Annotated in this window: 16 protein-coding genes and 1 pseudogene; 11 read left to right on the top strand and 6 right to left on the bottom strand. The window is 71.4% G+C overall.

Annotated elements, in window-relative coordinates:
* Window positions 1-206: 206 nt before the first annotated feature.
* The 8 genes and pseudogenes from ACIQMV_RS35760 (at window position 207) to ACIQMV_RS35725 (ending at window position 9683) form a co-directional block, all read left to right on the top strand.
* Window positions 207-1184, top strand: a complete 978-nt coding sequence (locus ACIQMV_RS35760; RefSeq protein ID WP_402597275.1) for an alpha/beta hydrolase — start codon at window positions 207-209, stop codon at window positions 1182-1184.
* 552 nt (window positions 1185-1736) lie between these two features.
* Window positions 1737-2651 (top strand): alpha/beta hydrolase, encoded by a 915-nt coding sequence (locus ACIQMV_RS35755; RefSeq protein ID WP_402597299.1) that lies wholly within the window; start codon window positions 1737-1739, stop codon window positions 2649-2651.
* Entirely contained in the window at window positions 2644-3861 is a 1218-nt protein-coding gene (locus ACIQMV_RS35750) for an acyltransferase (RefSeq protein WP_402597274.1), read from the top strand. The genes ACIQMV_RS35755 and ACIQMV_RS35750 overlap by 8 nt, the downstream gene beginning before the upstream one ends.
* Window positions 3861-5180, top strand: a pseudogene (locus ACIQMV_RS35745) (sensor histidine kinase); the annotation flags it as partial. The gene ACIQMV_RS35750 and the pseudogene ACIQMV_RS35745, both read left to right, overlap by 1 nt.
* 371 nt (window positions 5181-5551) lie before the next feature.
* Entirely contained in the window at window positions 5552-6226 is a 675-nt protein-coding gene (locus ACIQMV_RS35740; protein ID WP_141359708.1) for a response regulator transcription factor, read from the top strand.
* Window positions 6227-6328: 102 nt separating this feature from the next.
* Entirely contained in the window at window positions 6329-7696 is a 1368-nt protein-coding gene (locus ACIQMV_RS35735) for a sensor histidine kinase (RefSeq protein ID WP_402597273.1), read from the top strand.
* Window positions 7693-8367 (top strand): response regulator, encoded by a 675-nt coding sequence (locus tag ACIQMV_RS35730; protein WP_402597272.1) that lies wholly within the window; start codon window positions 7693-7695, stop codon window positions 8365-8367. Before ACIQMV_RS35735 ends, ACIQMV_RS35730 begins: the two co-directional genes overlap by 4 nt.
* Window positions 8368-8453: 86 nt before the next feature.
* Complete coding sequence (locus ACIQMV_RS35725) at window positions 8454-9683, top strand: cytochrome P450 (RefSeq protein WP_402597271.1); 1230 nt, start codon at window positions 8454-8456, stop codon at window positions 9681-9683.
* Window positions 9684-9723: 40 nt separating this feature from the next.
* On the opposite strand, the gene ACIQMV_RS35720 is transcribed toward ACIQMV_RS35725, so the two are convergent.
* On the bottom strand, window positions 9724-11337 hold the full coding sequence (locus ACIQMV_RS35720) for an ABC transporter permease (RefSeq protein ID WP_402597270.1): 1614 nt from the start codon (window positions 11335-11337) through the stop codon (window positions 9724-9726).
* On the bottom strand, window positions 11334-12332 hold the full coding sequence (locus ACIQMV_RS35715; RefSeq protein ID WP_402597269.1) for an ATP-binding cassette domain-containing protein: 999 nt from the start codon (window positions 12330-12332) through the stop codon (window positions 11334-11336). The genes ACIQMV_RS35720 and ACIQMV_RS35715 overlap by 4 nt, the downstream gene beginning before the upstream one ends.
* A gap of 114 nt (window positions 12333-12446) precedes the next feature.
* Here ACIQMV_RS35715 and ACIQMV_RS35710 point away from each other — a divergent pair, with 114 nt between their 5' ends.
* Window positions 12447-12944: a GbsR/MarR family transcriptional regulator gene (locus ACIQMV_RS35710; RefSeq protein ID WP_141359702.1), complete on the top strand. Its 498-nt coding sequence runs from the start codon at window positions 12447-12449 to the stop codon at window positions 12942-12944.
* A 72-nt stretch (window positions 12945-13016) separates the two neighbouring features.
* Here ACIQMV_RS35710 and ACIQMV_RS35705 read toward each other — a convergent pair whose 3' ends face one another.
* Window positions 13017-13883 carry a diacylglycerol kinase family protein gene (locus ACIQMV_RS35705; RefSeq protein ID WP_402597268.1) on the bottom strand — a complete coding sequence of 289 codons (867 nt, stop codon included), beginning with the start codon at window positions 13881-13883 and terminating at the stop codon, window positions 13017-13019.
* Window positions 13884-14080: 197 nt separating this feature from the next.
* On the opposite strand from ACIQMV_RS35705, the gene ACIQMV_RS35700 reads away from it, so the two are divergent.
* Entirely contained in the window at window positions 14081-15364 is a 1284-nt protein-coding gene (locus ACIQMV_RS35700; protein ID WP_141359700.1) for an adenylosuccinate synthase, read from the top strand.
* A gap of 113 nt (window positions 15365-15477) precedes the next feature.
* Window positions 15478-16077 carry a DUF2199 domain-containing protein gene (locus ACIQMV_RS35695; protein ID WP_402597267.1) on the top strand — a complete coding sequence of 200 codons (600 nt, stop codon included), beginning with the start codon at window positions 15478-15480 and terminating at the stop codon, window positions 16075-16077.
* A 173-nt stretch (window positions 16078-16250) separates the two neighbouring features.
* Here the strand turns inward: ACIQMV_RS35695 and ACIQMV_RS35690 are convergent, their stop codons facing one another.
* From ACIQMV_RS35690 to ACIQMV_RS35680, 3 genes are all read right to left on the bottom strand, one after another.
* Entirely contained in the window at window positions 16251-16739 is a 489-nt protein-coding gene (locus ACIQMV_RS35690) for a hypothetical protein (RefSeq protein ID WP_141359698.1), read from the bottom strand.
* An 11-nt stretch (window positions 16740-16750) separates the two neighbouring features.
* The gene (locus ACIQMV_RS35685) at window positions 16751-23098 is read right to left on the bottom strand and encodes an RHS repeat-associated core domain-containing protein (RefSeq protein ID WP_402597266.1); all 6348 of its coding nucleotides are present in this window, start codon (window positions 23096-23098) and stop codon (window positions 16751-16753) included.
* Window positions 23099-23263: 165 nt separating this feature from the next.
* Window positions 23264-25403, bottom strand: a 2140-nt coding sequence (locus tag ACIQMV_RS35680) for a LamG domain-containing protein (RefSeq protein ID WP_402597265.1), incomplete at its 5' end; no start/stop codon positions are given.

Raw genomic sequence — 25403 nt, 5'->3', positions numbered from 1 at the left:
CACCGCCGTACGCCCGCTCCCACGGGCGTACCGGAACGGAGGTCTCCTGCCGCACGGTCCCGGATCGTGCGGCAGAACCGTTCAGCCTCACCCAGCGTGACATCCCCATGTCGGCGCATGTCACCGGCCTGATACCGTCCCGGCCAACGGCCGGTTGATTTCCTTCCCGGACCGCCAAAACCGTTTCGCCGCTGAGAGGTTGGAGCATGCCGGAAGCCGACGCCCCCGTCCCCCGAGCGCGCGCGTCCGAGCGTGCGGAGGGAACCCCCACCGCCGCGGAACCGGGGAACACCGGTGGCCGTGACGCGGCCGCGCGCGCCGCAGCGGAGGAGGAGTCGGTCTTCTCGCACGCGCCCGTCGCACCCGACAGCACGGCCGCCTACGGCGACCACCCCGACCAGGTCGTCGACTTCTACCGCCCGCGCGGGGCGGTCGGCTCCGCGGAGTCCTCCCCGCTCGCCCCGCTCGTGGTGGTGCTGCACGGCGGCGCCTGGCGGGCCCCGTACGACCGTCGCCACATCACCCCGTTCGCGGACTTCCTCGCCCGCCGGGGCTTCGCCGTGGCCTGCGTCGAGTACCGGCGCGGCAGCGCCGCCCCGGCGGCGCCGGGCGAGGACCCGGTCGCCGGCCGCTGGCCGGACACGTTCGACGACGTGGCGGCGGCGCTCGACGCGCTGCCCGCGCTGGCCCGTGAGGCGCTCCCGCAGGCCGACGCGCGGCGCACGGTGCTCGCCGGGCACTCGGCGGGCGGCCATCTGGCCCTGTGGGCGGCCGCCCGGCACGTCCTGCCCGCGGACGCGCCCTGGCGCACGGACCGTCCCGCCGCGCTGCGGGGCGTGGTCGCGCTCGCCCCCATCGCCGACTTCGCGGTCGCCGAGAAGTTGGACGTGTGCGGCGGGGCGGTCCGTCAACTGCTGGGCGGAGAAGAGGGGTTCGTCGAGCGGCAGCCCTACGCCGACCCGGCTCTGCTACTGCCGACCGGTATCGCCACGACCCTCGTCCAAGGGCGCGACGACCTGGTCGTACCGCAGGTGGTCGCGGAGTCCTACACCGAGGCCGCGGCGAAGGCGGGCGAGGTGGTGGGCCTGACCCTCCTGGAGGAGGTCGGCCACTTCCCCCTGATCGACCCGGCGGCCGACGCGTGCGCGGTGGTGGCGGAGGAAATCGCCCAGTTGGCGTGGTGACTTCGGCCGGGCGACCCGGTGCGGGTCGTACCCGTAGTACTTGAGAGCTACGGCCGCGAACACCTCCCTGGCGTGACGCGAGCTACTGCTCCGGATCCGTAATTTCCCTTCCGGACCGGCCCGACGGCCGGTCGGAGCCGGAGGGGATGAGCCGTGGGGCGTGGGCGGGAGAGACGGGGCATAGCCGCGAGGCGGGGTGCGGGTGCGGCTCCGATTGCGGGTTCGGGGGTCGGTTCGGGGGCGGCTCCGCTTGCGGGCGCGGTCGAGCATTCGGGCGTGGGCCTGGACGTGGGGCCGCGGCCGGACCGGGATGCGGTTGCGGGTCTGCACGCGGGGCCGCGTGCGGGTTGGAACGCCGGCTCGGCGGCCGGTTCAGGGCGGGGCCCGCGGCCGCGCGGCGCGAACGCGGGCTCGGAGACCGGTCCGGGTGCCGGGCCGGGAGCGGGCCCGAGTGCCGGGACCGCAGCGGGTCCACGTGCCGGGCGGGAGACGGTGCCGGGGATCGGGACGAAGACCGGTCGGCGGCGGCGGGCCCTGCTCGCCCTCCTCGTCATGGCCGCCGTGGTGGTGCCTCTGTCGGCCGCGGCCCGCCCCCGGATCCCCGCGCCCGCCCCGGCGGTGCTCGCGCCCCTGACCCGGACCACCCTCGACGCGGCCTACGGGGCGAACCGCGCCGACGCGGCCCGCGCCTCCGGCATGGCCGCGGCGCACGGCGACACCCACCGCGCGGCCGTGGACCACGCGCTGGCGTCCCCCTCCCGTCATCTGCTCTCCTTCGACGGCCGCGGTTCCGGTCGCGTGACGGAGGTGTTCGGCGACCTGGCGCACGCCGACCGCACAGCGGTCCTCGTCCCCGGTTCCGACACCTCCCTGGACACCTACGACCGCTTCCGGAAGGGCGCACTCGCCCTCTACCAGGAACTCGGCCGCGAGACCGCGGCCGGTCCGCGCCCAGCGGTCGTCGCCTGGCTCGGCTACGAGACGCCGGGCACGGTGAGCACCTCGGTGCTCACCGCGGGCCGCGCCGAACAGGCGGCCCCGCACCTGCGGGAGCTGATACGCGACCTGCGTGCCGTGGCGGGGCGGGCACCGCACATCACCCTGGTGTGCCACTCCTACGGCTCGGTGGTGTGCGGGCGCGCCGCGGCAGGCCTGGACGTGAACGACATCGCCCTCATCGGCAGCCCCGGCACCGGCGCGGACTCCGCGTCCGCGCTGAACACCCGGGCCCGGGTCTGGGCGGCCCGCGGCACCGGCGACTGGGTGGCGAACGTGCCGCACGTCCACGCCGACCTCTTCGGCACGACCGTCGGCCTGGGCACCGACCCCATGGACCCCGCCTTCGGCGCCCGCCGGTTCACGGCCGGAAGCGGCGGCCACAGCGCCTACTTCGCGCCCGGCTCCTCGTCACTGACCAACCTGGCCCGGATCGTCCTGGGCGCCACGAACGAGGTGCAAGGTGACTGACCGCCTCACACCGGTACTCACCCGTGTACGAGCCTCCGCCGACCGCCTCCACATCCAGACCCCACCGCACCGGGACCGGGCGGTGGACGCTCTGCGCGCCGTTGCCATCCTCGGCGTGGTCCTGGGGCACTGGCTGGTCACGGCCCTGGTCGCGGACACCCGCACCCAGTCCCACCCCACCCTGCGCACCGCGAGCCCCCTCCACTACCTGCCCGCCCTGGCCCCGGTCTCCTGGGTGTTCCAGACCCTCGCCGTGTTCTTCCTCGTCGGCGGGCACGTCGCCACCCGCGGCTACCATTCGGCCCGCGCCCGCGGGACCTGCTACCCGCGGTGGCTCCGCGCCCGCCTGTCCCGGCTGTTCAGGCCGGTCGCGGCCGTACTCGCCCTCTGGACGGTCACCGCCACCGCCCTCCTCCTGACCGGTGCGGACCCCGACACGGTCCGCACCCTCGTGAAGCTGGCTCTGTCCCCCTTGTGGTTCCTCCTGGTCTTCGCCCTGCTGACGGCGGCGACCCCCCTGCTCACCCGGCTCAGTCCCCTGTGGCCCCTGGCCGTCGTTTTGCACGTGGACCTCCTTCGCTTCGGCCTCGGCGCCCCCTCCTGGCTCGGCTGGCTGAACCTGCCGGCAGGCTGGCTCGTGCCGTACACCCTGGGCGCGGCGTGGACCCGCGGTGAGCTGGACCGCCGCCGCGCGGGCTGGATCCTGCTGACCTGCGGCGCGACGGCGACCGCGGCCCTCGTCGCCTGGGCGGGCTACCCGGCGTCGATGGTCGGCGTCCCAGGGGCCGCGGTCTCCAACCTCAACCCGCCGACCCTGGCGGCCGTCACCTTCGGCCTGGCCCAGTGCGGCCTGGCCCTGCTCCTGCGCGAGCGGCTGCGCCGCGCGATGTGCCGCCCGCTCGCCTGGGCGGCGGTGGCGCTGGTCAACCTCTCCGCGATGACGATCTTCCTCTGGCATCAGACGGCCCTGATGGCGACCACCGCCATGGGCCTGTTCGCCGGCCGTGTCCCGGGTCTGCACACACTCCCCGACGACCTCGGCTGGGTGGCGGCCCGGCTGGCCTGGCTCCCGGTCTTCGCCCTCGCCCTGACCGTCTGCTGGGCCGCTTTCCGCACCTGTGAGCAGGGCGGTGGCCGGCGCCGTTCCCGGGTGGTCCGGTCCCATCGCCCCGGGGCGGCCCACACGCCAGACCCTAAAGTGGGCGCGTGATGCGATGGCAAAGCCGCGTCAGGCATGGACTGCGGGTGCTGCGCGACGACCTGTGGACCGCGCGGCTGGATCCGCTGCCCCCCTCCGTCTGGCTGCGCTGGCTGCCGCACGGGATCGTATGGCTGGTCGCGTTCGCGGTGCTGCTGGGCGCAGCGGCCCAACTCCAGGGGGACGCGGGACTGGCCTCCGGGTACGCCTTCCTCATCGCGCTCGGACAGGCCGGTGCGGTGGCGCTCGCCCTGTGGCGGCCCGTCCCGGCGTGGTGGCTGTCGACGGCGGCCACGGTGCTGGGGGCGGTGGCGCTGCGCGGCCCGCTGCTCGCCCGCGAGGTGAACGACTTCACCTGGCCCTGGACCGCGTCCGGGATCATCGCCCACCTGTTCGTCCTGCTGCTGCTCGCCCTGCGGGTGCGCACCCGCGTCGCCGCGGAGGCGCTGGCCCTGACCGCGCTGCTCACCTATGTTCTCCAGGGCGCGTGGGGCGCGGCGTACTACCAGCCCACCGGTGTTCTCGCGATGGTGCTGTTCGCGGTGGTGGTGGTGCTGGGCACGGCCCTGCGCGGCCGCCGCGAGGCCCGTGCGGAACTGGTGCAGCAGACCACGCTCACCGCGGAGGAGCGGGCCCGCCGCACGCTTCTGGAGGAGCGCAGCCGCATCGCCCGTGAGCTGCACGACGTGGTCGCCCACCACATGTCGGTGATCTCCATCCAGGCGCAGGTGGCACCGCACCTCACGCGGAACCCCTCGCCGGAACTGAAGGAGAACCTCGACGGCATCCGGCAGAACGCGCTGGAGGCGCTCGCCGAACTGCGCCGGGTGCTCGGCGTGCTGCGTTCGGAGAACCCCGAGGACCCGTACGGCCTCGGTGAACCCGGCACCAGGGCCGCCCCGGACGCCCCGCAGCCCACCCTCGACCGCCTCGGCGCCCTCGTCGAGAACACCCGCGCCGCCGGTCTGACGGTCACCATGGACACCGAGGACTCGCGGCGCGAGCGCCGGCCGTATCCGCCGGCCGTGGAGTTGTCGGCGTACCGCATCGTCCAGGAGGCCCTGAGCAACGCCCTGCGGCACGCCCCGGGGTCGACGGTCCGCGTGGAAGTCTGCCACGTTCCCGACGGCCTGTTCCTGGGCGTGGTCAACTCCCGCCCCCGGCAGGCCGTCCAGCCCTCCCCGGGCGCCGGGCACGGCCTGCTCGGCATGCGCGAGCGGGCGACCATGCTGGGCGGGCACGTCACGGCGGTCAGGACACTGCACGGCGGCTTCGCGGTCTCGGCCTTCCTCCCCCGCGACGGCATCGCGCCCGTGACCGGGATCGGCCCACCCCGCCTGCCCGTCATCTACACCGACCCGGCCGACACCCTCGTCGTCCACGTCGAACCGCCCGGCGCGCCCGCCGACCCCGACCCCGATCCCGGCTCCGGCCCCGACCCCGATCCCGGCTCCGGCCCCGGCCCCGGCCCCGATCCCGGCTCCGGCCCCGGCCTCGACCCCGGCCCCGATCCCGGCTCCGGCCCCGGCCTCGACCCCGGCCCCGATCCCGGCTCCGGCCCCGGCCTCGACCCCGACCCCGATCCCGGCTCCGGCCCCGGCCTCGACCCCGACCCCGATCCCGGCTCCGGCCCCGGCTCCGACGGCGGCACCGACGCCGCGCCCGCTCCCGGCACACCGTCCCCGACAGGAGAAGACACTCCATGACGAGCGGCAGCATCCGCGTACTCATCGCCGACGACCAGCAGATGGTCCGTCAGGGTTTCACCGTGCTGCTCAACACCCAGCCGGACATCGAGGTGGTGGGCCAGGCGGTGGACGGCCTGGACGCCATCGCCAGGGCCGCCGAAGTCTCCCCGGACGTCGTCCTGATGGACATCCGCATGCCCGAACTCGGCGGCATCGAGGCCACCCGCCGCATCACGACCGCCACCCCGGACATGAAGGTCCTGGTGCTCACCACCTTCGACCTGGACGAGTACGTGTACGAGGCGCTGCGCGCCGGCGCGTCCGGCTTCCTGCTCAAGGACGCGTCCGCGGACCAACTCGCCGAGGCGGTCCGGGTGGTCGCGGCCGGCGACGCGCTGCTGGCACCGGGGATCACGCGCCGGCTGATCGCGGAGTTCTCCCGGCTGAAGGACACACCGCGCGCGCCGCTGAAGTCGCGGATCGGCGTACTGACCGAACGCGAGACGGAAGTGCTCGCCCTGATCGCGCAGGGCCTGTCCAACGCGGAGATCGCCGGGCATCTCGTCGTCGCCGAGCAGACCGTGAAGACCCACGTGGGCCGCATCCTGGTGAAACTGGGCCTCAGGGACCGCACTCAGGCGGCGGTGTTCGCCTACGAGTCGGGACTGGTCCGCCCCTCCGGGTACTGAACGCGGGCAGCAGGGCGATACCCGTAGTACTTGAGACGGACCGCGAAGGACCCTTCTCACAGGGGACGACCGCGACCGCCGCCTGCGCCTACCGTTTTCAGCGTGACCGATACGCAGCAGACGCAGCAGACGACGCCGGACGGCGCCTTCAGCCCGTACAAGCCGCGCAGCCCGGAGTACAAGCTCGCCGCGAAAGCTCTGCACGGGCTGCGGGAGGGGCTGTTCCACGACGCCTTCGCCTACCGTCCGCTGCGGCCCGTGGGTGTCGACGGCCCGCTGTCCCGGCGGCTGCCAGGCCGCCTCCGTCCCTACGCAGCCTGGAGGCCGCACGCCATGGTGGCGGGGGCCGGCCTGCTGGCGCTGTTCGTCGGCTGGGCGAGCGGCTCGGGCAGTGGGGCGGCCCCAGTGGTGGGCCTGCTGTCCCTCGCCCCGGTGCTGCTCACCCTGACCCGCCCGGTCGGAGCGTTCTGGGTCTCCCTGATGGCGGCCGTGATCTCGGCGTGGCTCGTCGACAGCTACACGACCTGGCCGTGGCAGCCCGGCAGCTACATCGCGCACCTGACGGTGCTCACGGTGGTGGCGATACGCACCCGGCCGCGCACGGCGGCGTGGATGTGGGCGGCCACCGCTTTCTACGCAGTGTTCGCCAACGCGCTGTTCGGCTACGTCTACGGCAACAACTCGACGCCCCTGCTGGTCCTCTCCGCGCTCGCCCTCCTCGCGGTCACCGTCTGGCACATACGCAAGGACGCCGAGGAGGAGGTGACCGCCCAGCAGACGGTGACCGCGCACGAGCGTTCCCGCCGCACCCTGCTGGAGGAGCGCACCACGATCGCCCGCGAGCTGCACGACGTCGTGGCCCACCACATGTCGGTCGTCGCCATCCAGGCCGAGGCCGCCCCCTACCGGGTGCAGAACCCGCCGCCGGAGCTGGAGAAGGCCTTCGCCACCATCCGGGAGAACGCGGTGGCGGCCCTCACCGAGCTGCGCCGCGTCCTCGGTGTCGTCCGCGCGGAGGACTACGAGGCCCCCGACGCCCCGCAGCCCACCCTCGCCGACCTCGGCACCCTGCTGGCGAACGTGCGGGAGGCCGGTCTGGCGGTGGACAGGACCACGATGGGCGCGGTGCGTGAACTCCCCCAGGGCGTGGAGCTGTCGGCGTACCGGATCGTCCAGGAGGCCCTGAGCAACACCCTGCGGCACGCGCCCGGCGCGAGCGCCCGCGTCGAGATCGGCTACGTCCTCGGCGGGTTGGCCCTTCGCATAGTCAACAGCCCGCCGCCCAACCCGTCCCTGCTCAAGCCCTCGCCCGGATCCGGACACGGCATCACCGGCATGCGGGAGCGGGTGTCGATGCTCGGCGGCGAGATGACGGCGGGCCCGGCCGGCGACGGCGGGTACGAGGTGGCGGTGTTCCTGCCGGTCGCCACGGTGGTCGAGCCCGCGGACGACGACGAGGGCGGCGCATGAGGACGGGCACGATCCGGGTGCTGGTCGCGGACGACCAGATGATGGTGCGCGAGGGCTTCTCGGTCCTGCTGAACGCGATGCCGGACATCGAGGTCGTCGGCGAGGCCGTCAACGGCCGCGACGCGGTGGAGCGGGTACGCGAACTGGCCCCGGACGTCGTACTGATGGACATCCGCATGCCGGAGCTGAACGGCATAGAGGCGACCCGGGAGATCGTCGCCGCGGACGGCACGGCGAAGGTGCTGGTGCTGACCACGTTCGACCTGGACGAGTACGTGTACCAGGCGCTGCGGGCCGGGGCCTCCGGGTTCCTGCTCAAGGACGCCTCGGCGCGGCAGCTCGCCGACGGGGTGCGGGTGGTCGCGGCGGGCGAGGCGCTGCTCGCCCCCTCGGTCACCAGACGGCTGATCACGAAGTTCTCGAAGCTGACCGAGCCCCCGCGGCTGGCGGCCACCGCGCAGGCGGCGTACGGGGAGCTGACCGAGCGGGAGACGGAGGTGCTGGTGCTGATCGCGCAGGGCCTGTCGAACGTGGAGATCGCCGAGCGGCTGGTGGTCGCCGAGTCGACCGTCAAGACCCATGTGAGCCGCATCCTGGTCAAGCTGGGCCTGCGGGACCGCACCCAGGCGGCGGTGTTCGCCTACGAGGCGCGGCTGGTCACGCCGGGGTGAGCCGCCCCGGGCGGTCCCCGGGCCGAGCCGCGCGAGGTCGGCGACACCCCTGGTCGGATCAGGGGTGGCCGGGCTAACGTCCGGGCATGTCCGCTCTTTCTGGTCCTTCCGGCCTCGCCTTCGACCCGTGGGATCCGGCGTTCCTCGCCGACCCCTACCCGGCCTACGCCGAGTTGCGCGCGCGGGGCCGCGTGCTCCACTACGAGCCGACCGACCAGTGGCTGGTGCCGCACCACGTGGACGTCTCGGCGCTGCTGCGGGACCGGCGGCTGGGCCGGACGTACCAGCACCGCTTCACGCACGAGGAGTTCGGCCGTACGCCGCCCCAGCCGGAGCACGAGCCGTTCCACGTCCTCAACGACCACGGGATGCTCGACCTGGAGCCGCCGGACCACACCCGGATCCGGCGCCTGGTGTCGAAGGCGTTCACGCCGCGCACGGTGGAGCGGCTCAAGCCGTACGTGCACGACCTGGCGAACGAGTTGGTCGCCGAGCTGGTGGCGGCGGGCGGCGGCGATCTGCTGCGGGACGTGGCCGAACCACTGCCGGTGGCCGTGATCGCCGAGATGCTGGGCATCCCCGAGGCGGACCGGGCGCAGCTGCGGCCCTGGTCGGCGGACATCTGCGGGATGTACGAGCTGAACCCGTCCGAGGAGACGGCGGCGAAGGCGGTACGGGCGTCGGTCGAGTTCTCCGACTGTCTGCGGGAGCTGATCGCCGAGCGCCGCAAGGAGCCGGGTGAGGACCTGATCTCGGGGCTGATCGCGGCGCATGACGAGGGCGACCGGCTGACCGAGCAGGAGATGATCTCCACGGCGGTGCTGCTCCTCAACGCCGGTCACGAGGCCACGGTGAACGCCACGGTCAACGGCTGGTGGGCGCTGTTCCGCAACCCGGAGCAGCTGGCGGCCCTGCGCGCGGACCACTCCCTGATCCCGTCCGCGATCGAGGAGCTGATGCGCTACGACACCCCGCTCCAGCTCTTCGAGCGCTGGGTGCTGGACGAGATCGAGATAGCGGGCACCACGATCCCGAGGGGCGCGGAGATCGCCATGCTCTTCGGCTCGGCCAACCACGACCCGGCCGTGTTCACCGACCCCGGGCGCCTGGACCTCACCCGCCGGGACAACCCCCACATCTCCTTCAGCGCCGGCATCCACTACTGCATCGGCGCCCCCCTGGCCCGCATCGAACTGGCCGCCTCCATGACGGCCCTGCTGGAGCGGGCCCCGACCCTCAAGCTCGCGGCGGAGCCGAACCGGAAGCCGAACTTCGTGATCCGCGGGCTGGACGGGCTGAGCGTGGCGGTGGGCTGACACCGGCGCCCGGTTCACCTGTTCAGCCGGACTGAGCCGGTCAGCCGCCCATGTCGCGGTGGCGCAGGCCCGCCAGTCCTCCGGTCACCAGGAGCGCGGCGAGGGCGAGCAGGGTGGCGACCGGGCCCCATTCCATTCGTCCGCCCGGCAGCTTCGGCAGGTGGCCGAAGGGGGAGAGGTCCAGCACGAGCTGGGGGACGTTCAGCGCGGGGCCGATCCAGCCGATCAGCAGGATCGCTCCGGCCACGCCCCACGCGGCCACGGCCCCCCGCGGCAGGACGCCGTGGAGCAGGACGGTGATGCCGCCGATCACCCACACCCCGGCCACCTGCACGAGGCATGCGCCGAGCACCGGCCCGACCTGCTTGCCGTGGCCGACCGCGATGCCCAGCCCGGCCAGGAGCATGATCAGGGCGGACCCGCCGAAGGCGATCAGCAGGTGCCCGGCGGCCCAGCGCAGCCGGCCCACCGCGCCCGCCAGCACTGGCTCGGCGCGGCCGGACGTCTCCTCGCCGTTCAGACGCAGCACGGACGCCACGACGTAGAGCGCGGCGACCAGGCCGAGCATCCCGGCCATCGCGGCGAGGAAGGCGTCCGTCAGACCGGACTGCCCGCCCATCCGCTGGAAGATCTCCCGCGCCTTGGCGTTGTCGCCGACGAGCTGGGCCGCGCCGTCCGCCATCCCGCCGTAGACGACTCCGGCGACGAAGAAGCCGATGCTCCAGCCCAGCACGCTGCCGCGTTGCAGCCGCCAGGCCAGCGCGCCCGCCGTGGCGAGGCGGCCCCGGGCCGGTCCCGGCCTGGTGGGCAGGAAGCTCATGCCGAGGTCCCGGCGTCCGGCGAGTTCGTAGGCGATGCCCGCCTGGAGGGCGGTCGCCGCCGCGAACAGCAGCAGCACCCACCAGCGTTCGGCGGCGAAGGCGCGCAGGTCCTCCAGCCAGCCCAGCGGGGACAGCCAGGTGAGCACCGACGAGCCGTCGTCCGTCCCCGAGTCGCCCGCGGCCCGCAGCACGAAGGCGGCGCCCAGGACGGCGGAGGTCAGGCCCCGGGCCAGCCGGGCGCTCTCCGTGAGCTGGGCGACGATCGCCGCCATCGTGGCGAAGACCATGCCCACGCCCGCCACCCCGAGCCCGAAGGCCAGGGCGCCGGCGGCGCCCTGCCCGGCCAGGCCGGCCGTGATCAGCAGGGCCAGGGCCGCGTTCGCGACCGCCGCGGCCAGCAGTGCCGCCGTCAGCGGTGCCCGGCGGCCCACCATCCCGGACGACACCAGTTCCTGCCGTCCGCTCTCCTCCTCGTCCCGGGTGTGCCGGACGACGACGAGCAGGCTCATGACGGCGGCGAGGGCACCCGCGTAGACCCCCACCCGCCAGGCCGTCAGCGCGCCCAGCGAGTCGCCGAACACCGGGCCGACCATGGCGCGCAGGGAGGCGTTCGTCGCCATCTGGCGCACCAGGTCGGCGCGCTCGGCCGGGGTGGCGTACAGACCCTTGAGCGTGTTCGGCATGGACAGGACCATCAGCGCGTTCACCGCGACCCACACCGGGATCATCACGCGGTCGCGGCGCAGGGCGAACCGCAGCAGGGTGCCGGTGCCGGCCAGGTTGCGGGAGCGGCCGGCGGGCGCGGCGGCGGGCGTGGAGACGGCGGCGGTCATCGCGCCACCTCCGCGGCTTCCGCGTCGGTTCCGGAGCCGGCCTCGGCCTCGGCCTCGTCCTGGTAGTGCCGCAGGAACAGCTCCTCCAGCGTCGGCGGGGTGGAGGTCAGCGACCGCACGCCCGACTCGCTCAGCGAGCGCAGCACCGCGTTCAGCTTGTCGGTGTCCACCTGGAGGCGGACCCGGTGTCCCTGGACGTCGAGGTCGTGCACGCCGGGCAGCCCGGCGAGTCCGTTGGGCGGGCCGGCGAGTTCGGCGGTGACGCTGGTGCGGGTGAGGTGGCGCAGGTCGGCCAGGGAGCCGCTCTCCACCGTGCGGCCCTTGCGGATGATGCTCACCCGGTCGCACAGCTCCTCGACCTCGCTGAGGATGTGGGAGGAGAGCAGGACGGTGCGGCCCCGGTCGCGCTCCTCCTCCACGCACCGCTGGAAGACCTCCTCCATCAGCGGGTCCAGGCCCGAGGTGGGCTCGTCCAGGATCAGCAGGTCGACGTCGGAGGCGAAGGCGGCGACCAGGGCGACCTTCTGCCGGTTGCCCTTGGAGTACGTCCGCCCCTTCTTGGTCGGGTCCAGCTCGAACCGTTCGATCAGCTCGTCCCGGCGCCGCCGGTCGAGACCGCCCGCCCGTCGTCCACCACCACCCTGCCTGACGCGCTTCTCGCGGCCCCCTTGACGCAGCCTGCCGTACAGGTCGATGACCTCTCCTCCGGAGAGGTTGCGCCACAGGGTCACGTCGCCGGGCACGTAGGCGATCCGGCGGTGCACCTCGACCGCGTCCGCCCAGGGGTCGCGGCCCAGTACCCGGGTGGCGCCCGAGTCGGCGCGCAGCAGGCCGAGCAGGACCCGGATGGTGGTGGACTTGCCGGCGCCGTTGGGGCCGAGGAAGCCGTGCACCTCGCCGGCGGCGACATTCAGGTCGAGGCCGTCCAGCGCCCGCGTGCCGCCGAACGACTTGTGCAGGCCGGATACCTCGATGGCGGGGTTTGCCTTGGTCATGCTTTGGAACGTACGCTAACTTCACAAAGTTGTGAAGTTAAGGAAGCGTATAAAAGCGAGGTTAGACTCGACGGTGGTTGTCCGAACAGGGGAGAGCAGGGGAGAGGGTCCGGAATGACGGAGCGGGAAGCGGCGGTGGAGCGGGATCCCGAGGTGGTGTCGCAGTTCGTGGAGCACTTCGCGGCCCAACTCGTCGAGGCGGGCGTGCCGCGCATGCCCGCCCGGGTCTTCGCCGCGCTGCTCGCCTCCGACGCCGGCGCCCTGACCTCCGCCGAGCTCGGTGGTCAGCTGAAGATCAGCCCCGCGGCCGTCTCCGGCGCGGTGCGCTACCTCGCCCAGGTGCACCTGGTCTCCCGCGAGCGGGAGCCCGGTTCGCGGCGGGAGCGCTACCGGGTTCACAGTGACCAGTGGTACGAGGCGCTCACCAGCCGTGACGCGATCATCAAGCGGTGGGAGGACGCCCTGCGGGAAGGTGTGGCCAGCCTGGGGGCCGAGACCCCGGCGGGACGCCGGCTGGCCGACACGCTGGCCTTCTTCGAGTTCATCGAGCAGGACGTCGCCGGAATGCTGGAGCGCTGGCGCCGCCACCGGGAGGAGAACGCCCGCGGGTGACGCGGCCTGCCGCATTCCCGGATCCGGCTCACCCCGTCACCGGCGGCGTCATCCCGTCACCGGTGGCGCGCGTCACCCCGTCACCGGCAGCGTCAGGCCCCAGGCCCCCTCCACGACCCGCCATGTCCGTGTTCGCACCGGCCCCGACACCACCGTGTCCGCCCGGTAGTGGAAGCCGGCTCCCGAGACGGTCACCGTGCGCCCCCGGGCCAGCAGCGGCGACGCCTCCGCGCCCACCGACAGCCGCCGCACCTCCACCTCGGCCTTCCCCGTGCCGCCGCCCGGCGTGACCGAGATCGCCTCCACCGGCTGCTCCAGGTCCACGACCGTCTCCCCGTCGACCTCCACCCGCAGCCGGGAGGGGCCGCCCGGCCCGGCGACCGCCGTGGCCCTCGGCGGGCGGGTCACCAGCGTCCGTACGAGGGACTGGCAGGTCCGCAGCCACGGATGTCCGGCTGCGGACGAGACCGCCGCAGGCCCCGCCGGATCCTCCTGACGCGGGGAGACCGGCGGGATGCGCAGCGTGCCCAGCACCACTCCGTCGCTGTCGTCGACGAGCAGGTCCAGCCGTCGCTCGGCGCCCTCCAGCACGGCCCGTGCCGCAGCCACCGGTCCCGTCGGCACCCCCAGCGAACGGGCCAGCGACAGGGCACCCCCGACCGGCACCACCGACAGTGCGCATCCGGCCAGCTCCCGCTGCCGGTGCAGCGCCGACACCGCCCGCAGCAGTGCCCGGTCGTCGCCGATCACCACGGGCCGCCGTGAGCCGCGCCGTGCCAGCGCACGGGTGAACTCCTCCGGCCCGTCCGGCAGGCACACCTTGGCGGACGCACCCGCGCTGAGCACGTCTTTCGCGATCCGTACGGACTCCCCGTCCGTCCTCCGGGCGACCGGGTCGATGACCACCAGCAGCTGATCGGACGTCGGATAAGTCGCCACCTCGGTCCTGCCTCGCTTCCTCGGGTAGCATCTTTGTGCAAGAGCCCCTTTGCGCTATTGCGCCGGGGGCTTCGTCTATTCCGGGGCATCCGGTCCGACGGTTGAGCGGCCGACGACGGTCGCGGTGCACGCGGCGGTGAACCCTCCGCGTACGCCCCTGACCCTGGACATGCCCCGCCCGGAAGGGGTGTACGCGCGTGCCCGCACTTGTGCTGCTCGGTGCTCAGTGGGGTGACGAGGGCAAGGGGAAGGCCACCGACCTGCTCGGTGGCTCCGTGGACTATGTAGTGCGATATCAAGGCGGCAACAACGCCGGCCACACGGTCGTCGTCGGTGACCAGAAGTATGCACTGCACCTCCTTCCTTCCGGAATCCTCTCGCCCGGTTGCACGCCGGTCATCGGCAACGGTGTGGTCGTCGACCCGTCTGTCCTGCTCTCCGAGCTGAGCGGTCTGAACGAGCGCGGCGTCGACACGTCCAAGTTGCTGATCAGCGGCAACGCCCACGTCATCACGCCGTACAACGTCACCGTCGACAAGGTGACGGAACGCTTCCTCGGCAAGCGGAAGATCGGCACCACCGGCCGGGGCATCGGCCCCACCTACGCGGACAAGATCAACCGCGTCGGCATCCGGGTGCAGGACCTGTACGACGAGTCGATCCTCACCCAGAAGGTGGAGGCGGCCCTCGACGCCAAGAACCAGATCCTCACCAAGCTGTACAACCGGCGCGCGATCGCCGTGGACCAGGTGGTCGAGGAGCTGCTGGGCTACGCCGACCAGATCAAGCCGTACGTCGCCGACACGGTCCTGATCCTCAACCAGGCGCTGGACGAGAACAAGGTGGTCCTCTTCGAGGGCGGCCAGGGCACGCTGCTGGACATCGACCACGGCACGTACCCCTTCGTCACCTCCTCCAACCCGACCGCGGGCGGTGCCTGCACGGGCGCCGGCGTCGGCCCGACGAAGATCAGCCGCGTCATCGGCATCCTCAAGGCCTACACCACCCGCGTCGGCTCCGGTCCCTTCCCGACCGAGCTGTTCGACGAGGACGGCGAGGCGCTGCGCCGGATCGGCGGCGAGCGGGGCGTGACGACCGGCCGCGACCGCCGCTGCGGCTGGTTCGACGCGGTGATCGCCCGCTATGCCACCCGGGTCAACGGCCTGACCGACTTCTTCCTCACCAAGCTCGACGTCCTCACCGGCTGGGAGCAGATCCCGGTCTGTGTCGCTTACGAGATCGACGGCGAGCGCGTCGAGGAACTCCCGTACTCCCAGACCGACTTCCACCACGCGAAGCCCGTCTACGAGTACCTCCCCGGCTGGCAGGAGGACATCACGAAGGCCAAGACCTTCGCCGACCTCCCGAAGAACGCCCAGGCCTACGTCAAGGCCCTGGAGGACATGTCCGGCGCCCCGATCTCCGCGATCGGCGTGGGCCCGGGCCGCGACGAGACGATCGAGATCAACTCGTTCCTCTGACGCGTCGCCCTTCCGGGAGATGTGCCAGGGCGGCCGGTGCGGTGAACCGCACCGGCCGCCCCGCACGACCACCAGTTGGGCGTCGGCTGGTCGAGGTGATTCACTGCTGCTCCATGGCGATATGGCAGCGCAAGCACAAGACCGGCAAAATCGCACACCCCCAGCACGACGTCCCCCCGTGTCCCTGCTGCGGTGGGCTTGTGGATGTCTCGGATCCTCGTTTCGATCTCTCGCTGCCGCAGCCCGTTGCGGCCCTGGGCGAAGCCGACTACGAGCAGCACGTCAAGCTGGTCAACGATGCGATTGTCGTGACCGACAACCTCGGTGCGTTCGCCCGTGCGCTGCTGCCCATCGGCCTCGACGACGGCAGGACGGCAACCGTGGGCGTGTGGGTCTCAATCGAGCGGGAAGTCTTCGATCACGTCGTCAGGGTCGGAAGGGGAGAACTCGACTTCGACGAGATGCAGTTCGACGGGCGGCTTGCCAATGAGCTCGACCCGTGGGGCGAGGAGATCCTGGGCAGGCCGGTCTCCGCCGGCGTCCGGGTCCCCACGCACGGACGCCGCTGCATGCCGTACATCAAGTCAAGCCCCGACGCCTTCCTGACACGTGTACTGAGTCAGCGCTGGGCTGCAGGAGACGTCATGACCGGTGCGATGGCCTGGGCACTCGACTACGACCCTCAGGCCCCTCGCGTCCCTCATCGCCACTGAGCTGTTGCGATTTTCTGGTCCACGATGGCGCGCCCAGCGCTGGGGCGGCTACGGCCCATCATCACGGAGAGAGGCCGGGCCGTCGATGTGTTCGTAGCCCCGTGAAACAGAACGGGCAGGGCCCCGCCTTCTCGGCGTGACTCCTGCCCGCTCATGGAGCGCTCAGCCGTCGGCTAGTCGAGGTTCTCCGGCAGCAGGTCTCTCGCCACCTGGAGGAGCCGCTGCACCCGTGCCGGAGCGGTCTCCACCTCCTCCAGGAGCCAGTAGGCGAAGCGTGCGCTGCCCTTGTCCCGGCCCGAGAGCACTTCCTCGTACAGGGACCAGATCCCGCTCCGCACCACGTCCTTGCACGCTTCGGCGAGATGGTCGTCGTCCAGGACGACGAAGCCCCACAGCAGATCCAGGAACCGATGCCGGGCCTCGACGGAGAGACTGTGCCCGGCCAGCCCCGCCATCAGAACGCGGGCGACCGGCACGACGGTCTCCGTCCCCCAGGTCTCCTGGAAGACATGGCCTTCGATGCCCCGTGGCTCGGTCTCCTCCCGTGTGTGCCCACCGGCCATCCGCAGCAGATCTTCCGGGACGTGCTCCGCGGACTTGCATCGGCGGCACGGAAGGCGGGCCCAGTCGTACAGGCTCAGTTCCATCTCCATGGTGCCCATTGCTGTCCCCCTCAGAAGTGCTGCTTCTCCCAGATGCCGCCGGGTTCCGGCACGGCGCCCAATTCAAACTGGAACGGAGACGGGTAGTCCAACTGACATTCCCAGCACACGGGCTTCACGACAGCGACGAGGCTCTTGTCGGGTTTGGACTCCACGGTGTAGGCGATGGTGAATCGTACCTTTGTGGGGTCACCGCCCAGGGCACGTACGACGTTGCCCTCGGCGCAGTAGCTGGGACCGGGTTTGCAGCCGCCCGACTGGGCCAGGGCTATGTCGCCCGTCTCGATGTTGTAGCCGCCCGCATAGGTCTTGAGCCTCTTCTTCCTCGAATAGTTCTTGAGGGCGAAATCGGCGACCTGGGAAGACGCCTCCTGCATCCGGTCGGCATGCGTCCAGCCGGCGGGGGCCTTCTGGATCTCCAGTGCGGGCATGCTCTTGCCGCCGATGCCGCGCGTACTGACGTCCGGAACGAAGGTGATCTTCGGTGCCGCTCTCGGCCGCTCCGCCTTCTTCACGGCCCCGGAGAACAGCTTGCTGAGCACACCCCGTGCGATCTTCGCGACGGTGCCGGGTTTCGAAGCTGCCCTGGCCCCCGCGCCGGCCCCGCCGGCCCCGGGGATGAAGGGCGTGACGAACTTCCCGACCCAGTACCCGACCTTGTACCAGGAGCCGCTTTGATCCGGTCCCCGGACGGTCTTGTAGACGCTGACGAGACCCTTGCCCGCGCGGTCGTTCTTGATTTTCTGGGCGCTGCCTTGGGTCCAGCCCATCGTGTCGGTGAACGAGTAGAAGCCTTCGGCCAGGTCGTAGTAGCCGTCGACGACACCGTTCTTGAAGCCGGACGCGGCCTGCTTGCCCTTCTTGATGACGTTGTCCAGCCACTTCCACTGGCCGGTGCTGTCGCTGAAGGTGACGGGCGCGTTCTCGGCGTAGGCGTAGCCGTTGAGCTGCTGCGGATCCGTGAGATCCATGACCGGGTCCACGCTGAGGAAGCGGCCCGTCGTGGGGTCGTACTCACGGGCGCCCAGGTGTGTCAGCCCGGTGCCGGAGGTGTCGTCGGTTCCGCCGACGAACCCTCTGGTGCCGGCCCAGGAGCCGGATGCGGCTCCCCGGATGCCTCCGAAGGGCAGGGTGCGGCGCTGGGTCAGTCCCTGGGTGGCGGCGTCGACCGCGAGCTGGCCGGTGCCCTGGTGGTCGGCGAGGACGAAGGTGATGGTCCCGTCGTCGGACGTGACCGCCTGGTGGCCGCCGCCGAGGGAGGTGTAGCGGGTGGCCTTGCCCTTGGCGGCGCCCTGGGCCAGGGTGACCTCGGTGTCGCCGAGATAGAGCGTGGTCGTCGAGTCGGTGCGCCCGATCAGACGGTTGCCGTCGGCGTCGTAGAGGTACTCGGTGACCTTCTCGGTGCCGTCCGCCGCGGGCTCGACGACCTTGGCCAGATGGCCTTCGGCGTCCCAGTCCAGCTTCTGCGCGCCGCGGGTCGTGGTGTTGCCGATGGCGTCGTAGTCGTAGGACTCCTCGGCACTGGTGCCGTCGGGGTGTTGCGTGGTGACCGACGTCAGCGCGTGCGGCTGGGCGCTGCCCGGCGCCGGGTAGCCGTAGGTCCGCCGGGTGTCCTTGCCGCTGGCTCCCGAGGGGTCGTGCAGGGTCTCGGTGAGGCGGTTGCCGGTCTTGTCATAGGCGTACGACTGCCAGTACGGGGCAGGGCCGCCCAGCACACCGCCGGACGGGGCGGCGGCACAGGTCTTGTCGCCCTGGGTCCATGCCTCCGTCAGGCGCTGGAGGTAGTCGTGGCTGAAGCACTGGGTGTCCGTGCCGGATCGGGAGGTGTCCGAGACGGACAGGACGTTGCCCGCCTGGTCGTAGCGGTACGTGTGGTACCGGTCGACTCCGGCCACGTCCTGCCGGTCCACCCGTGAGGTCGCCAGACGCTGGGTGCCCCACTCGTAGGTGTTGGTGACCTGGACCGGCTTGGCGCCGGCGGCCGTGCCGTACATCGTGTACTGGAGCGGCTTGCCGGTCTTGGAGTAGCTGGTCTCCGCCTTGAAGCCGTCGCCCAGCAGGGAGATGGGCCGCAGCGTCTCCGGCTGGTACGTAAGCGAGTGGCTGCCGCCCGGGAGCGAGCCGGCCGCGGAGTAGCTCACACCGCCGATCAACCCGGAGGGCAGGTAGGAGGTGCCGGTCTGGTAGGTGCCCTGCAGACTGCCCTCCTGCCCGGGGATGACCACGGAGGTCCTGACCGGCCGGTAGAGGCGGTCGTACTGGGTGACCTTGGTGGTGTACGCGGCTCCGTCGACGTAGCGCGTGGCCTCGGCGAGGAGGCCCTTGGCGCCGCTGACGGTGTCGTACGTCCACTTCGAGCGGAGCGTGCCCGTGCCGGAGCCCTCGCGGAGCTCGGTCTGGCGGTCGAGGCCGTCGTAGACGTGGGCGAGGACGGTGCCGCGGGCGTCCTTCGTGGTGGTGAGCAGGCCGCGGTCGTCGTAGGTGCGGATGGTCGTACCCCGGTCGGGGTCGTCCACGCTGGTCTCGCGGCCGAGTTGGTCGTAGCCGTAGCGCCAGGTGTTGCCCGCAGGGTCGGTGACCTTCTCCAGCTCTCCCTTGGGTGTGTACGTGTACCTGGTGGTGTCGAAGGCGGCGTCGGCGCTGCGGGCGTGGTGCTGGCGCAGCTCCGTCACGAGGCCGCGGACGTCGGCGATCACGGTGGTGGCGGTCCCGCCCTCCGGCGGGATCACGGTGGTGCGGTCACCGCCGTAGATCTTCCTGGTGATGCCGAGGACGGCGCCGCCGTCACCGTTGCCGGCGATGTCCCGGATCTCCGTCTCGCGGCCGAGCCCGTCATGGGTGAGCCGGGTCTGGGTCTCCACGCTGAGCGCGTCGTCAGGGCCGAACAAGGCGCGGTTCGGGGCTGCTTCGTCGTTGTAGTAGGGCGCGAACGTCTTCGCCGTCAGGCCGCGCTCGTCGTAGAAGACGTCGGTGAGGACACGGCCGCCGTCCGGACCCGGTTCCTGCGTCTGCCGTTCGCGCAGGAATCCGTCGTAGATCACGTAGGAGGCGCGCTGGCCTCCGTTGTTGTCGAGGGTCTGGGTGCGGATCGCGGCCGGCTTGTTCTCGTCGATGAAGTACGTGAACTCATAGCTCGGGGTCTGGCTGGTGCGCCGGTCGGCGAGCCAGATCCGGCTGGACCGGCCGAGGGCGTCGTAGGTGAACTCCGATCGGTTGCCGTTGGGATCGACCTGGGCGGACGGCCGGCCGCGCAGCGCCTCGAACTCGGTCACCGTGGACTGGGCCGTCGAGGCGACGCCCGCGGTGGCGGGCGGGGTCGTCTCGGTGACCTTGGTGGGGAATCCGGTGGCGGGGCTGTAGGCGGTGGTCGTCGTACGGCCGTCCTTGCGGGCCGTGCGGACGGGCTTGCCCGTGCCGGTCACCGTGACGTCGGCGGTCAGCTCCGTGGTGGTCAGCTGCCGGCCGTCGGAGTCGAACGTGGCGTTGGACTCCAGGTAGGTGGCCTTGGTGCCGTCGTGACTCTTGAGCGTCGCGGACGCGGTGGCGTCGCCCTTGGTGGCGGCGTCGCCGTACTCACCGCCGTCGTAGGCCGTACGGACGTCGGACACGACGTCCTTGGTGCGGTCCGGGGTACGGGCGCAGGCGCCGATGACGGTCTCCTGCCGCGCGACGAGCGTGAGGATGCCGCCGGGGGCGTAGGTGGTGCGGGTGCAGCGGTCGTCGGCCGCTGTTGTCGTGTCGCCGAGGTCGTCGACCTGGGTGACACGACCGGCCACGGAGTCGTGGGTCGACTCGGACGCCGTGGTGGCCCAGGAGTTGCCGGCGCCGTCGTCCAGGGAGGTCCAGGACGCGGCCCGGGCGGTCCCGGTGAGGTTGGCGGTGACGGTGCCCCAGTCGCGGACCTTCCGGGCCGTCTCGTGGTGCCAGGGCCGGCTGACGGTCTTCGACAGGACCTTTCCTCCGACGCCCGAGTAGGTGACGGTCCTGTAGGCGAAGCCGGCCGCCGACTCGTGGTCGGTGATCGGGTCGCCCTCGCCGCTGCCGAGCGGGACGGACACCTTCTTCGTGCCGCCGGAGGTGCTCTCGCGGTCGCCGTCCATGCCGCGCAGGAAGTAGCTGTCCTGCTGGGTCTTCATGGCCGAGGCACCGCCCTGGCCGCCGGACGTGACCCGGACCTGGCCGTAGCCGCGCCACTGCGACCACGTCTTGTGCTTCTGCTTGGTCAGCCCGTCGTCATCGTCGTGGTGCCAGGCCGCGCCGCCCAGGTACTCGTACTGCGTCACGCCGTCCGGAGCGCCGCCGGTGCGGTCGGTCGTGGTCGTGGAGGTGACGACGTACTTGTTGAACCACTGCCGCTCCGGATCGTCTTGCGAGTCGCCGCCGATGAACTGCGGGAAGCAGCGTGTGGTGTTCTTCTCCGGGGTCGGCAGCGCGTCCCAGGAGCAGGCGGGCGCCGAGTAGTTGACGTCGACCTGGCCGCCGTACTCGTCCGCGACGGTGGACAGCCGCGCCTTGATGAACGGCGCGTAGCCGTCGCCGGTCCTGTCGAGCCGGTTGGCCAGTTGGGTGTAGGCGAAGGTGGTCTTCGGCAGGGTGACTGCCGGGGTCGCGGTGTGACCGGTGTGCTGGATGGAGTCCAGCAGCAGTTGGTAGTCGGTGTCCGCCATGCCCCAGCGGTGGCCCATCGTCCAGGAGTCGACCTTGGTGTGGGTGTCGCCCTTGAGCACCTCGGTGGTGATGCCGGTCAGCCGCTTGCGGGTGAAGAAGACGGGGGAGAGGCGGCCCTTGTCACAGTCCTTGCCACTGTCGCAGTTGAGGTCCCAGGGCGTGTCGTACCAGTAGAAGGCGTCCTTGCCGATGTCCGAGCAGTCGGTCCTGGTGTCCGGCAGGCAGCGCTCCGAGGTCGTGAAGCCGACCTTGGCGAGCGGCTTGGTGCCGTACACGGAGCCGGACTTCAGGCCGTACTCGATGCGGTCCAGAGAACCACCGCGCACATAGGGGGTGTTGTTCTTGGGGTCGAGGTTGCGGCCGTAGGAGTTCTTCTCCTGTTTGTAGTAGTAGGCGACCGCGTTGCCGTGCGGGTCCTCGACATAGTCGAGGTTCCAGCGCCAGGCCTGCTGGCACCAGGAGTCCGCGAAGGCCGTCTTGTGGCAGGGCTCGCCGGAGTCGTTGCCGAAGACCGGGACCGTCCAGGTGGAGTTGGTGGTCTCCTTGCCGTCCGTCCAACCGGGCAGCCTGTTGTAGCCGAAGTAGTAGCGCACGCCGTCGGGATCGGTCAGGCGCCAGTACTCCCCGTCGTTGTCGCCGTTGCCCCGGTCGGTCGAGCGCAGGCGCTCGATTCGGCTGCCGTCGTCCTGCTTGAATCTGAACTTGTCGTCACCGTCGGGAACGAGCTCGCCGCCCTTGCCGTTGAAGGCGATGAACGCGTTGTCGTAGCCCCAGCACAGGTCGCCGGGCTTGTTGCCGTCGGCGTTCTTGACGCCGTCGTCGTAGCACGGCTTGTAACGGCGCTCGATGAAGCCGGACCACAGGTCGAAGCCGTCGCCCACCCAGGACGACTGGTTGTTGGTGTTGCTGGTGCGCCCGTCGATGGAGCCGGAGGAGTACGACAGGCCGAGGTCCGGGGTCAGGCCGCCGGGGACATCGGGCACCGGGATGTCGTACGACCATGTGAAGTCGCCGGTGTTGAGGTTGGTGTCCCAGGTCGCGGACGGGGACAGTGGGGTGGCGGTGTAGTCGCCCTTGCCGGCGGTCTCCGCGGCGACGGCCGCGAGGACCGTCGGGCCGGACTGGCGCAGAGCCAGGTCGGGCGCGGTCAGGGTGTGCCGCTCGGTGTCGTTGACCGTCTCGACGGGCGTCGCTGTACGGCACTCCGCCTTGTCGGGCTTGTCCAGGGCGCACGCGGGCAGCTCGACCAGGGTGAGCCGGGAACCGTAGTTGCCGCCGAAGGCTTCGGTGAAGGAGGAGTAGTCGAGGGAGGCGTCGACCGTACCGGGTCGGTTGCCTTGGCTCGTCCTGGCTTCAAGGGTTAAGACCATGCCGTTCACACCGGCGCGCTCGGCGGCGGCGTGGCCCAGGACGCGGGCGTCGACGTCGCTTTGGGCGTTACTCCGTGTGGACCGTGCGGACGGTTTCACCGTGGCGGCCCGGGTCACGGTGATGACCGCCTCGCCCGCCTTGGGCCAGGCCGCCCGCGGCTTGCCCTTGGGCGTCCGCGGTCCCTTCGCGACGGTACGTGGTTCACCGGTGCGGATGTCGGCGCCCTTGACCGGCTTCTCGGCCGACGGAAGACCGGGCAGGTCACGGCCGGCGGTCGGAACCGCTGATGCGGCGGCGGTCTGCAGCACTGTGCCCACCATGACGGCGGACAGCGTCAGTGCCACCCTTCGTCGCACTGCCCTGCGCAGTCGAGATCTGGTTTTTCCAGACATATGCGGTTGAATTCCTCGTGGATGTCCAGGCCGGCCACGCCCCCGGAGGGGCGTGGCCGGCGGAAGAAAGAAGGAACGAAGGAAAGGGGCGGGTCAGCCGAGGCCAGGTACCTCGGTGGGCACGTCGAACCAGCTGGCGGCCAGCTTTTGGACCTGTTCGTCGGTCAGCGCGCCTTGGAAGGCCCAGACGTCGTCGACCAGGCCGGGGAAGTACTCTCCCCAGGCCCCGTCGGTCTTGGCGCGGCCGACCTGGAAGGACTTGGCCGCCTTGAAGGCGAGCGTGTTCTCGGCCCAGGAGACCTGGCCGCCTCCGCAGTCCTCGCCGTCGTCACCGTTGCCGCAGGAGACCTCCTGGAGCGTTCCGTTGACGTAGAGGCGGGCCTGTTTGGTGAAGCCGTCGTAGACGACGGCCAGGTGGTTCCAGTCCCGCGCGTCGTAGAACTCGCTGTTCTTCACGCGTACGACCGTCGCGTCCGCGCCGTCCTTGTCCGGCAGCGTCAGCTCCCAGTGGCCGAGGCCCTCCGGGTTCGCGGTGTCCGGTACGAAGCGGACGGTGAGGGCGCTCTGGTGGGAGCCCTCGGCGCTGACCAGCGCGACACCGCTGGTCGGCAGCGCGGCGGCCTGGGCCCAGGCGGTGACGGTGTAGCTGCCGCTGGTGTCGACCGGTACAGAGGTCGTGGCCGCGTAGGCGCCGACGCCGTTCAGTTCCAGACTGCCCCAGTCGATGAAGGCGAAGTCCGACTTCTTCGCGCCCCCGTACAGCGTGAGCGCGCTGCCTCCTGTCACCGCGTTCGGGGTGGTTACCGGGCCGGTCCCGGTGGTTTCCTCGAACATCCACCGGCTCTCGACCAGCGGGCGCTGCTGGAACATCTGCTGGACCTCTTCGGCGCCCACCACACGGTCGAAGAGGCGTACGTCGTCGATCTGGCCCGGGAAGAACGAGCCCGGCTTGCCGTCATAGGAACCGGCCCCGATCTGCACCGCCTCACCCGCGTACCAGTTGACCTTCAGTTCGGTCTCGCCGGCCTTCACGCCGTTGACGTACAGGATCAGCTTGCCCGCGACCTCGTCGTACACCCCGACCAGATGCGTCCACGTATCCCCGTAGGCGGTCTGCCCCTCAGGCTGCATGGCCCGGATCAGTTTGGCGTCCGGCGTGTCCGTCACGTAATGGTTGACCACCCAGCGGTCGTACGCCGCCGAGTAGTACAGCTCCATCCCCGGCCTGTGCGTGCTCGTCTGCGTGGCGATGATCGCCGCGTGGTCCGGCTTGGTCTTCGGCAGTTTGGCCCACGCGGACACGGCGAAGCTGCGCTGGTTGTACAGCAGCGGCCGCTTGGTGGTGGCGTAACCGTCGATCCCGTTCAGCGTCAGCGCCCTGCCCGCGACACCCGACTGCCCGGAGGTGACACCTCCGACGAACGTGGCCGCCGGCACCTCCGCCTTCCCGGCCAGCTGCGTCGCGTCGGCAGGCTCGTCCATCGAGAACACCGCCCGCGCCGGACGGCCCGCGGTGAGCGACTGCTTGCCGTACAGGCGAGTCACCTCATTGGCCGACAGCGGCTTCTCGAAGATCTGCACCTCGTCGATCGCCCCGGGGAAGAACGAGGCCAGCCTGCCGCCGTCATAGAAGCCGGCGCCGATCTGAAGACCCCGGCGGGCGTCCCAGGGCGTGCTGTAGGCCGTGCTCCCGACCAGTGCACCGTCGACGTAGAGCCTCAACTCCTTGTCGCCCAGGCTGTAAACGCCCACCAGATGCGTCCACTGCCCCGCCTTGACCCCACCCGGGGAAGGCGCCATGGCCCGCACGATGCCCGCGCCGGTGGCATCGGCCTTGTACTGGTTGAACACCCACCGGTCATAGGACTTGGAGTAGTACAGCTCGAAGCCCGGGGCGTAATTGCCGGGCTGGGCGGCGATGATGGCCGCCTGGTCCGGCATCTTCGACAGCTTCGCCCATGCTGAGACGGAGAACCCGACCGAGGTGTCCACGGTGGGAATGTCGGAGACCGCGTAGCCGTCGACTCCGTTGAAGGACACCGCCGTACCCTTGGCCCCGGGCACGCCCGGTGTGGCGCCGCCGCGCAGCTCGAGCACACGCTCCGGCGCCGAACCCACGGCCTGGCTCGCCCCCGCCTCCTCGTCCATCTGCCACATCGCGCGCTCGGGCTGTCCGGCCTTGACCCGGAACTGGTAGGTGCGGACCTCACCGGCGTTTCCGGCCTGGTCGAAG

Origin of the sequence: Streptomyces sp. NPDC091412, assembly GCF_044756885.1 — a bacterium.
GTDB lineage: Bacteria > Actinomycetota > Actinomycetes > Streptomycetales > Streptomycetaceae > Streptomyces.
Note: the sequence above shows the minus strand (reverse complement) of the source record. Positions and strands in the feature narration are given on the sequence as shown.

Excerpts from the sequence above, each read along its gene's own strand:
- ACIQMV_RS35685 (WP_402597266.1), bottom strand. The coding sequence starts at position 23,098 with ATGGTGGGCACAGTGCTGCAGACCGCCGCCGCATCAGCGGTTCCGACC.
- ACIQMV_RS35720 (WP_402597270.1), bottom strand. The coding sequence starts at position 11,337 with ATGACCGCCGCCGTCTCCACGCCCGCCGCCGCGCCCGCCGGCCGCTCC.
- ACIQMV_RS35740 (WP_141359708.1), top strand. The coding sequence starts at position 5,552 with ATGACGAGCGGCAGCATCCGCGTACTCATCGCCGACGACCAGCAGATG.
- ACIQMV_RS35755 (WP_402597299.1), top strand. The coding sequence starts at position 1,737 with ATGGCCGCCGTGGTGGTGCCTCTGTCGGCCGCGGCCCGCCCCCGGATC.
- ACIQMV_RS35725 (WP_402597271.1), top strand. The coding sequence starts at position 8,454 with ATGTCCGCTCTTTCTGGTCCTTCCGGCCTCGCCTTCGACCCGTGGGAT.
- ACIQMV_RS35710 (WP_141359702.1), top strand. The coding sequence starts at position 12,447 with ATGACGGAGCGGGAAGCGGCGGTGGAGCGGGATCCCGAGGTGGTGTCG.
- ACIQMV_RS35690 (WP_141359698.1), bottom strand. The coding sequence starts at position 16,739 with ATGGGCACCATGGAGATGGAACTGAGCCTGTACGACTGGGCCCGCCTT.
- ACIQMV_RS35695 (WP_402597267.1), top strand. The coding sequence starts at position 15,478 with ATGGCGATATGGCAGCGCAAGCACAAGACCGGCAAAATCGCACACCCC.
- ACIQMV_RS35715 (WP_402597269.1), bottom strand. The coding sequence starts at position 12,332 with ATGACCAAGGCAAACCCCGCCATCGAGGTATCCGGCCTGCACAAGTCG.
- ACIQMV_RS35730 (WP_402597272.1), top strand. The coding sequence starts at position 7,693 with ATGAGGACGGGCACGATCCGGGTGCTGGTCGCGGACGACCAGATGATG.
- ACIQMV_RS35760 (WP_402597275.1), top strand. The coding sequence starts at position 207 with ATGCCGGAAGCCGACGCCCCCGTCCCCCGAGCGCGCGCGTCCGAGCGT.